The following is a 9,526-nucleotide window of genomic DNA, read 5'->3' as shown; positions in this document are numbered from 1 at the left end:
CGCCCAGATGCGCCTGCTCTACACCACCGCCCTCTATCACGACTACGTCGCCCACGAAATCCCCCTGCCTGAACTCGGCATGGCTGCCTGAGCCCGCCCCCAGGGCGGAATCGCGGCATCGCATTGGCATTGACGGCCCCGCCCGGGGCCTGACCGGATGAAAGGCTTGGACACCATGGCAGTGGCAAAGACAGACGAATTCAACAACTACATCAACGGCGAATGGTCGAAGAGCGCCAGCGGGCGCACCTTCGACAACGTCAACCCAGCCGATACCGGCGATATCGTCGGCCGTTTCCAGGCCTCGACCGCGGATGACGCGCAGGCCGCCGTGGCCGCCGCCGCGGCCGCGTTCGACGCCTGGAAGAAGACCCCCATCTCGAAGCGCGCCAAGATCCTCAACGGCGCCGCCGATTACCTGGAAGCCAACGCCGAACAGATCGCCGAGGAACTGACCCGCGAAGAAGGCAAGGCACTCAACCTGAGCAAGGATGAAGTGCTGCGCTCGGCGCAGACCATCCGTTTCTATGCCGTGGAAGGGCAGTCCTTCTCCGGCGAGACCTATCCCCAGGACGATCCCGACATGATCGTCTACAGCCAGCGCGAGCCGCTGGGTGTGGTGACCGTGATCTCGCCGTGGAATTTTCCGGTGTCGATCCCGGCGCGCAAGATTGCCCCGGCGCTGATCGCGGGCAACACCGTGGTGTTCAAGCCTTCGTCGGACGCGCCGCTGAGCGGCTACCGGCTGGCGCAGGCGTTTGTCGAAGCCGGCATCCCCAAGGGCGTGCTCAATTTCATCACCGGCCGTGCCGGCGACGTGGGCGCGGCCATTACCGAAGCACCGGCGGTGCGTGCGATTTCCTTTACCGGCTCGACCGCCGCCGGCCAGCATATCCATCGCTCGGTGTCGCTGAGCACGCGCACGCAGATGGAACTCGGCGGCAAGAACCCGCTGATCGTGATGGAAGACGCCGACCTGGACCGCGCGGTGGATCTCACCATCAAGGGTGGCTTGTCGCTCAGCGGCCAGGCCTGCACCGGCACCAGCCGCGTGCTGGTGATGGCTTCGGTCAAGGCCGCCTATACGGAGAAATTGCTGGCCAAGGTCAAGACCCTGAAGATCGGCAGCGGCATGACGCCCGGCATGGACGTGGGTCCGCTCGCCACCCGCAAGCAACTCGAAACGGTGCTCGGCTATGTGGAAGCGGGCAAGTCCGAAGCCACGCACCTGTGCGGTGGCGACCGCCTGGGCGGCGAGCCCTACGACAAGGGCTTCTATGTCTCGCCGGCCGTCTTCACCGGCGTCACCCAGCAGATGCGCATTGCGCGCGAGGAAATCTTCGGGCCGGTGATCGCCATCATCGAGGTGAGCAGCTACGCCGACGCCATCGCCAAGGCCAACGACACCGAGTACGGCTTGTCGGCCGCCATCGTGACCAGCAACCCACGCTATGCGCATGACTTCGCGCATGACATCCAGTCGGGCACGGTCAAGATCAACCGCACCACCACGGGCAACCTGATCAACGCGCCGTTCGGCGGCCTCAAGCAATCCAGCACCTCCACCTTCCGCGAGTCGGGCCGGGCAGGGCTGGAGTTCTACACCCAGATCAAGACCGTTTATCGAGGCTGCTGAGCCGGCGCGCACGCGTCAGCCGTCAGTTGTCGATCGTCAGCCGTCAATCCGCATCAACGGAACAAGCAGGAGCAGGACATGAGAAAAGCCATCAAGCTGGAACTGAAGGAAGCCCGTCACATGGTGGCGGCAGCCATCCGCAAGTCCGAGGAAATCGGCGTGCTGGAATCGATCTGCGTGGTCGACGACGGCGGCTACCCGCTGGCGCTGGAGCGCATGGACGGCGCGCGCATCACCGGCCCGCAGATCGCCTGGAACAAGGCCTTCACCGCCGCCGGCCACAAGCGCTCCACCCACCTGTTCAACCAGGCCCCCAACGGCCCCGCGCTGCCCGGCAATGAAGCCTTTGGCATCCAGTGGAGCTTCGAAGGCAAGTTTGCCGTGTTCGTGGGCGGCTTCCCGATCGTGGTCAACGGCGAAGTCATCGGCGGCATCGGCCTGAGCGGCGGCAACGGCGAGCAGGACACCGCCGCAGGCGTGGCAGCGCTGCACGCCCTGCAGGAACTGCTGGCCGGCGACGACCTGAAGGTGTTGACCGAAGCCGATATCAAGAAGTAAAGGTCAGGAAGTAAATCCAGACCCTGGCAAAAGCCGCAAACACCGCTCAAAACCAGCGATGCGAAGCGAGCGGCGTAGGTGTACCAGGCCGTATGGGGCGCCTCGTCGGCGGGCAAAAAGAGCGGAAAAGAGGGACCCATGTCTGAGTATCGCCTTAAGGCGATGCGAGTTTGGGTCCCGGCCGCTCTTTTTGGCTGACGACGAGGGGGTGTCGCCCCATCCGGCGCGCCTTCTTTGCCTACTTTCTTGGCAAGACAAGAAAGTAGGTCGCCGCCCCGCAGGGGTGGTGAAACTGCCTTTGACTTTAGGTTTTAGGTTTTAGGTTTAGAAGCCCATCCCCCCACGCATTCCAAATCCACCATGTCCTACCGCATCCACCTCATCGAATCCCAGCAGTCGTTTGACGTCGATGCCGACGAATCGGTGCTGGACGGCGCCCTGCGCGCCAATGTGCAGATGGCGCACGACTGCCGCTTCGGCGGCTGCGCCACGTGCCGCGTCAGGCTGGTCGAGGGCGCGGTGGCCTATGACGAGTACCCCATGGGCCTGACCCCGGAAGAAGAGGCCGAGGGCTTTGCGCTGGCGTGCCAGGCGCGGCCCACCAGCGACCTGGTGATCAGCACCGCGCGCCCGGGCGAGCCATGCGCCGAGCCCGCGCGCCACACCGCGGTGATCCGCAAGATCGCGCCGCTCAGCGCCGACGTGGTGCACCTGACGCTGGAGCTGCCGCAGGCGCCGGCGCTTGACTACCGTCCCGGCCAGTACCTCAAGATCTTTACCGGTGACGGCATCGCGCGCAGTTTCTCGATGGCGTCGGTTCCCAGGGACCGCACGGTGGACCTGCACGTGCGCCGCATTCCCGGCGGCTACTTCACCGAGCGCTTGCTGGCGGGACTGCGCTCCGACGACCAGCTCGACGTGGAACTGCCGCTGGGCGGCTTCTATTTCCGCAAGGACGACTATCGTCCGCTGGTGATGGTGGCCACGGGCACCGGGCTGGCGCCGATCAAGAGCATCCTCGAATCGCTGATGGACGATCCGGATTGCCCGCCGGTCTCGCTGTACTGGGGCATGCGCACCCAGGCGGACCTGTACCTGCACGAACAGATCCAGGCGTGGGGCGCGCGGCTCTACGATTTCCAGTACGTGCCGGTGCTATCGCGTGCCGACGGTGCATGGAGCGGGCGGCGCGGCCACGTGCAGCACGCCGTTGCCGCCGACCTGCCGGACCTGTCGGAGCACGCCATCTACCTGTGCGGCTCGCCCGACATGATCTGCGACGCCCGCGAGACCTTTCTCGGGCTCGGCGCCAGCGGCGCGCATATCTACGCCGACAGCTTCACATTCCAACACCGCTGAACCGGCCATGCCGGTTGGGGCAGGCCTGGCCCCTTAGTGACGCAGCGCCACGGCAATGGCATGGTCCAGGTGTTCGATGCCGAACGTCACGTCCTGTATTGCCCCATTGACGAAGAATGCCGGCGTGCTGCGCACGTGGCTGGCGATGCCGCCTTGCTGGTGCTCGCGCACGCGCTGCAGGTAGGTGTGAGCCTTCATGTCGTAGTCATAACGCTCCAGGTCCAGCGCCAGCGTAGCGGCGTACTCCCGCAGCATCGCGGGCTTGATGCCGTGATGTTGCTCGAAGATCTGCTGGTGCATCGGCCAGAACTTGTGCTGGGCCGCCGCGGCCTCGGCAGCCTCCGCGGCGTCCTGCGCCAACGGGTGCCAGGCCGTCAGCGGGAAATGGCGGTACACAAAGCGCACGCGGTCGTGGTAGCGGGCAAGCAGGATCTTCACGCCGCCGTAGGCCAGGCGGCAATACTGGCATTCGAAGTCGCCGTATTCGACCACCGTGACGTGGGCCGAGGCAGGCCCCAGTACATGGTCGGTCTTTTCAACGGGTGTCGACAGCATGACATTCTCCTTGCAGGATTGGCGCATGGGGGCTGGCTTGCACGTGCGCCGGGCGCCGGGCACCCCTCAGGGAATGAACAGCTTGTCGATATAGCACCAGCGCCAGGTTTCGCCCGGCTCGAACGACTGGATCACCGGATGTTCCGTGGCCAGGAAATGCCGGGTGGCGTGCTGGTTGGGCGAGTCGTCGCAGCAACCGACATGGCCGCAGCACAGGCACAAGCGCAGGTGCACCCATTCGTCGCCGCTGCGCAGGCATTCCTCGCAGCCTTCTGCGCTGGGTGTGACGGGATGGCTCAATGCAAGGTGCGCACACGCCGTTGTCATTGCGGTACTCCAACGTTGGCCCCGGCAGGGCGGGCCCGTGCCGCGCGCGGATGCGCCAGGGACTTTTATTGTAGGCGGCGAAGATGCGAAGGGAAGCGCGGCAGTCACCGCGCGGCGCGTTTGCGTCGCCTAGACTCAACGGACGGCCTGTCGCGGCCTGAAGTCCCGATTTCGTATTCGGCATTGCACATTGCACATTGCACTCAGGAGGATGTCATGACTTGCAGGATCCAGGTGGTCTTCTACAGCATGTACGGGCACGTCTACAAAATGGCGGAGGCGGTGGCGGCGGGCGCGCGCGAAGTCGATGGCGCCGAGGTGACGCTGCTCCAGGTGCCGGAACTGGTGCCCGACGCCGTGCTGGAAAAGAGTGGCGCCAAGGCCGCCCGGGCGGCTTTCGCCCATGTGCCCGTGGCGGAGCCGGACAAGCTGGCCGACGCCGATGCCATCCTGTTCGGCACCCCCACGCGGTTTGGCAATATGTGCGCGCAGATGCGCAATTTTCTTGACCAGACCGGCGGGCTGTGGATGAGCGGCGGGCTGGTGGGCAAGGTCGGCAGTGTCTTTACCAGCACCGCCACCCAGCACGGTGGCCAGGAGACCACGATTACCAGCTTCCACACCACGCTGCTGCACCAGGGCATGGTGATTGTCGGCGTGCCCTACGCCGAAGCGCGGCTGCTGGACATGAGCCAGATCACGGGGGGCACACCCTATGGCGCATCCACCCTGACGGCCGCCGACGGCTCGCGCCAGCCCAGCGAGAACGAACTGGCCATCGCAAAGTATCAGGGCCGGCACGTGGCCGGCATTGCCGCCAGGCTCGCGGCGCGCTAGCCTGGCTGCTGGCCGGATGGCGGGCGGGCGGGTTCAGGTTCAGGCCGCTCGCTCGTTCTCCACCTCGGCCAGCACGGCGTCCAGGGTGTCGGCCAGCAGGTCGGCGTGCGCTTCGGTGAACACCATCGGCGGGCGGATCTTCAGGATGTTGGCCGCTTCGCCGGTGGCACCAACCAGCACGTGGCGCCGCCGCAGGCCGTTGACGATGCGCGCAGTGCGCGCGGTCGCGGGACGCGCGGCATCGCCGTCTTCGACAAACTCCACCGCGACGAACAGCCCGGCGCCGCGGATATCGCCGATCAGCGGACGCCGTGCCGCCACGCCTGCCAGCCGCTCGCGCAGGTACTTGCCCACGCGCCGCACCTGCGCCATGAGCTGCGTTTGCTCGATGACGTCAAGCACCGCCATGCCGGCGGCGACAGACACCGGGTTGCCGCCGAAGGTATTGAAGTAACGGCACTCGCGCCCAAACGCCTCCAGCACTGCGGGGCGCACGGCCAGCCCGGCCAGCGGATGCCCGTTGCCCATGGGCTTGCCCATGGTGACGATGTCCGGCACCACGCCATGCCGCTGGAATCCCCAGAACGCCTCGCCGGTGCGCCCCAGGCCGGGCTGCACCTCGTCGGCGATGAACACGCCGCCGGCCGCGCGGATGGCGGCGACCGCATCTTTCAGGAAGCCGGGCGGATCGGTGAAGATGCCGTCGCTGGAGAACACGGTGTCCACCAGCAGCGCGGCGGGGCGGATGCCATGCGCGCGCAGGTCCTCGATGGCGTGGCGCACCCCTTCGGCAAAGACAGCACCGAGCTGCGCCGGCACAACGCGGTAGCTGTCCGGCGCCGGTACGGTGCGCACGTTGTCGCCGAGCTTCACGTAGCGCCCGAGCGAGGGCGATGCCTCGGCAATGGACGCGGTCACGCCGTGGTAGGCAAAGCGCGTGATGATCAGCCCTTGCGCGCCGGTGTGGGCGCGCGCGATGCGCATCGCCAGGTCGTTGGCCTCGCTGCCGGTACAGGTGAGCATGGCATGGCCCAGCGCGTCCGGCATGGTGGCCAGCAGACGCTGCGCGTAATCCAGGATGCCCTCGTGCAGGTAGCGTGTGTGCGTGTTGAGCTGCGCCGCCTGGCGGGCAATGGCTTGCACCACCTGTGGATGGCAATGGCCGACCGATGCCACATTGTTATATGCATCGAGGTAGCGCTCGCCGTTGGCGTCATAAAGCCAGACGCCATCGCCGCGCACGATGTGCAGCGGCTCCTCGTAGAACAGGCGGTACGCCGGCCCGAGCACGCGGGCGCGCCGCTCGGTCAGTGCTGCAACGCTAGGGGTGGCTGCTGCCGTGGTCATCGGATTCCTTGGTGTCGTGGTCACGCCATCGCGCAGGCGCGGCGCAGCACGGAGCGTGCTTGTTCGGTGGGGATCGCGTCGCAGGCCGCCAGCCGGTCCCAGGAGACCGCGTTGTTGCGCAGCAGGTAAGGCGCGTTTTCCGGATGCCGCGCGGCGCGCCAGCCGCTGATGGCTACCACCATCACCAGCCGGGCCTGCACCAGGTCGAACAGCACGTCGACCTCATCGGCTTGCAGCGGCAGCACCGCGTGATACGCGGCGACAAAGTCAGACAGCGTGGCCATCGTGTCGCCGGCGGGGTCCACCTGATAGGCGGCGGCAACGGCCAGGTCGTCGATCAGGGGCGCATGGACCATGTCGCCAAAATCCAGCACGCCCGCAATGCACGCATGGTCTTGCGGGTCGACCAGCACGTTATAGATGTTGAAGTCGTTGTGGATCGGCTGGGCCCGCAGGTGCGCCAGCCGGGGCTGCACATTGGCGGCAAAGCGATCCAGCGCGCGGTTTGCCAGCGCGCGGCGCGCCGCGTCCGGGACGCTGTCGAGCAGCCCGCGCACGCGCTCGGCGCGCTGGATGTCCCACGGCAGCTCCAGTTCGCCGGCGGGATGGCGGAAGTCGCGCAGCGCCAGGTCGAGCCGGGCCAGCGTGCGCGCCAGCTCCCGTGCCTGCGCTTGCGAGCGCTGTGCCTTGGGCAACGGCATGCCAGGCAGGTAGCTGAACAGGCGGACCACGCGCGCCTGGCCACCGGGTGGCTGGGCGATCAGCGATGGCTGGCCCGCCAGGGTTGGCACGATGCGCTGCACGGGCAGGGCGGGGTCGGCTGCGGCGATGTGCAGCAGTGCCTGGGTCTGGAAGTCCGCCACCAGCGGCAGCTCGGCCGGGTGGGATACCTTGAGCATGTAGCTTGCCGCGGGCGTTTCCAGCAGGAAGTTCCGGTCGCGCTCGCCGCTCAGCGGGGAGAGCCGGCCCGCCAGCCCGTAGTGCTGCGTGAGCAGCGCCATCGCCCACGTCACAGGGACTTCGGGCGAGCCTTCGTTAAGCACATCGGCGCCCGCCAGTGCCGCGCTTGCCGGCCCGTTCATGCCGCGCTCGCGAAGCCGCGCAGCGCGCTGGACAGGTTGGGCCCGAGATCGTCGGAGAGATAGCCGCCTTCCTGCACCAGCACCGTCGGCAAGCCCAGCCGCGCGATTTCCGCAGTGATCAGCGCAAAGCCGGGCGTGGTGACGGCCAGCGCCTGGTACGGGTCGCGCTCGTGCGCGTCCAGCCCCAGCGCTACCACCAGCGCGCCGGGTGCGAACGCGCGGATGCTCTGGCACACGTCGCGCAGCGCTGCCAGGTAGGCCTCGTCGCCGGTGCCGCGCGCCAGCGGGCGGTTGATGTTGTAGCCGAGGCCTTCGGCCTCGCCGCGCTCATGCGCGTGTCCGGTGAAGAAGGGCGTGAACAGCATCGGGTCGCCATGCAGCGACACGGTCAGCACATCGTTGCGCCGGTAGAAGATGCCCTGGGTGCCGTTGCCGTGGTGCATGTCGATGTCGAGGATGGCGACGCGGTCATGGTGGCGGCGCAGGTGCTGCGCGGCAATGGCAGTGTTGTTCAGGTAGCAAAAGCCGTTGGCGCGGTCCACGTAAGCGTGGTGGCCCGGCGGGCGGCACAGCGCATAGGCCGCGCGCTCGCCGTCGGCGACCAGTTGCGCGGCGTGGGTGGCCACGTCGGCCGAGCCGACCGCCGCGCGCCAGGTGTTGGGCCCGATGGAGCAGGCGGCGTCGCCCATGTGGAAGCCCGCCTGGCCGACCACGCTGTCGGGATAGGTGCAGGGCTGCCCGGGGAACGGATGGATGTTGGGCAAGACCTCTTCGGAGGCGTCGGGCAGCAGTTGCCAGCGCTCGTACGCGGTTTCCAGGAAGCGCAGGTATTCCGGCGTGTGGATCGCGGCACGCGGGCCGGGGCCGTGATCGGCGGGGGCAATCACGTCGTGGCCATCGGCGCGCACCGCCGCCAGCAGGCGCAGGGCGCGCTCGGGCTGCTCGTTGCTGCGTTTCATCTTGCCGCGCACCATGAACGCGTGCGGGTCGTGGTCGAGATGCAGATCGCTGTAGACGACTTTCATAGGACGGACTCCATCGGGGGCACCTCGGCGGCGCCTTGTTTTTGCATGAACACCGCCCGGACGTGGACCCAGGCGTCATCGATGTGGAAGCGCACCGCGGCTTGCGCGGCGGCTTCGTCGCGCCGCGCAATCGCCTCGGCAATGGGGCGATGGGTCTCGGCCACGGCCTTGGGGTCGTGGTACACGCTGTCGATCAGCGCCACGATCATGCGGATCTCCGTTTGCATCATGGAGAACATGCGATGCAGGTAAGCATTGCCGGACAGCTCGCAGATGGCTGTGTGGAACGCCAGGTCGCGCGCCACGCGTTCGATCTGTGGCAGCGATTCGGCCTCCTGCACCATGCGCTCGACCATCGCCAAAAGCTGCCTCAGCCCGGCCTCCGGCGCCTGCTTGCAGGCCAGCGATGCAGCCATCAGCTCCAGGTTCAGCCGTACCTGGAACAGGTCGTCGATCTCGCGCACCGTCACCGTGCGCACGGCAAAGCCATGGCGCGGGCGCGAGACCAGCACGCCCTGGCGCTCCAGCCGCCGGGCCGCCTCGCGCACCGGCGCGCGGCTGACATTCATGCGGCGGGCGATGTCGGCCTCGACGATGCGGCTGCCGGGCGGGAGCCGGCCTTCGACGATGGCCTGGGTGAGTTGCGCCTCCACTGCCGCCACCAGGTCGGAGACTTCGATGGAAGCAAAGGGAGAGGATTCGTCGAATGCGGAATCAGACATGGGCTTAGTCCTTGGGTCGGGCTACGACCGGCTTTACCAGCGGTGCTGGCGGGGGGGGGGGGGGGGGGGGGGGGGGGG

10 protein-coding genes and 1 pseudogene are annotated in these 9,526 nt (G+C 67.3%); 5 read left to right on the top strand and 6 right to left on the bottom strand.

Annotated elements, in window-relative coordinates; all coding sequences use genetic code 11:
• The 4 genes and pseudogenes from AC1RWI_RS27010 to AC1RWI_RS26995 all read left to right on the top strand — a co-directional run.
• Positions 1-91: pseudogene (locus AC1RWI_RS27010) on the top strand (TenA family transcriptional regulator); the annotation flags it as partial.
• 84 nt (positions 92-175) lie between these two features.
• The gene (locus AC1RWI_RS27005; RefSeq protein WP_492869838.1) at positions 176-1,636 is read left to right on the top strand and encodes an aldehyde dehydrogenase family protein; all 1,461 of its coding nucleotides are present in this window, start codon (positions 176-178) and stop codon (positions 1,634-1,636) included.
• A 78-nt stretch (positions 1,637-1,714) separates the two neighbouring features.
• On the top strand, positions 1,715-2,194 hold the full coding sequence (locus AC1RWI_RS27000) for a GlcG/HbpS family heme-binding protein (protein ID WP_043354613.1): 480 nt from the start codon (positions 1,715-1,717) through the stop codon (positions 2,192-2,194).
• A gap of 360 nt (positions 2,195-2,554) precedes the next feature.
• Positions 2,555-3,553 (top strand): 2Fe-2S iron-sulfur cluster-binding protein, encoded by a 999-nt coding sequence (locus AC1RWI_RS26995; RefSeq protein WP_043354615.1) that lies wholly within the window; start codon positions 2,555-2,557, stop codon positions 3,551-3,553.
• A 33-nt stretch (positions 3,554-3,586) separates the two neighbouring features.
• Here AC1RWI_RS26995 and AC1RWI_RS26990 read toward each other — a convergent pair whose 3' ends face one another.
• Entirely contained in the window at positions 3,587-4,108 is a 522-nt protein-coding gene (locus AC1RWI_RS26990; protein ID WP_043354616.1) for a DsbA family protein, read from the bottom strand.
• Positions 4,109-4,174: 66 nt separating this feature from the next.
• Positions 4,175-4,435, bottom strand: coding sequence for a UBP-type zinc finger domain-containing protein (locus tag AC1RWI_RS26985; protein ID WP_043354618.1), 261 nt, complete (start codon positions 4,433-4,435; stop codon positions 4,175-4,177).
• Between the two features lie 216 nt (positions 4,436-4,651).
• Here AC1RWI_RS26985 and wrbA point away from each other — a divergent pair, with 216 nt between their 5' ends.
• Positions 4,652-5,272: an NAD(P)H:quinone oxidoreductase gene (gene wrbA / locus AC1RWI_RS26980; protein WP_043354620.1), complete on the top strand. Its 621-nt coding sequence runs from the start codon at positions 4,652-4,654 to the stop codon at positions 5,270-5,272.
• 39 nt (positions 5,273-5,311) lie between these two features.
• Here the strand turns inward: wrbA and AC1RWI_RS26975 are convergent, their stop codons facing one another.
• The 4 genes from AC1RWI_RS26975 to AC1RWI_RS26960 are packed head-to-tail and all read right to left on the bottom strand — an operon-like array spanning position 5,312 to position 9,448.
• Positions 5,312-6,619 (bottom strand): aspartate aminotransferase family protein, encoded by a 1,308-nt coding sequence (locus tag AC1RWI_RS26975; RefSeq protein WP_492869837.1) that lies wholly within the window; start codon positions 6,617-6,619, stop codon positions 5,312-5,314.
• A gap of 20 nt (positions 6,620-6,639) precedes the next feature.
• The gene (locus tag AC1RWI_RS26970; protein ID WP_492869836.1) at positions 6,640-7,701 is read right to left on the bottom strand and encodes a phosphotransferase; all 1,062 of its coding nucleotides are present in this window, start codon (positions 7,699-7,701) and stop codon (positions 6,640-6,642) included.
• Positions 7,698-8,726 (bottom strand): histone deacetylase family protein, encoded by a 1,029-nt coding sequence (locus tag AC1RWI_RS26965; protein ID WP_043354624.1) that lies wholly within the window; start codon positions 8,724-8,726, stop codon positions 7,698-7,700. The genes AC1RWI_RS26970 and AC1RWI_RS26965 overlap by 4 nt, the downstream gene beginning before the upstream one ends.
• Entirely contained in the window at positions 8,723-9,448 is a 726-nt protein-coding gene (locus AC1RWI_RS26960) for a GntR family transcriptional regulator (RefSeq protein ID WP_043354626.1), read from the bottom strand. The genes AC1RWI_RS26965 and AC1RWI_RS26960 overlap by 4 nt, the downstream gene beginning before the upstream one ends.
• Positions 9,449-9,526: the final 78 nt, after the last annotated feature.

Source organism: Cupriavidus sp. MPR-AND1C, assembly GCF_058809705.1.
The sequence above is the reverse complement of the archived record's forward strand: the minus strand, read 5'-3'. Positions and strand labels throughout refer to the sequence as shown.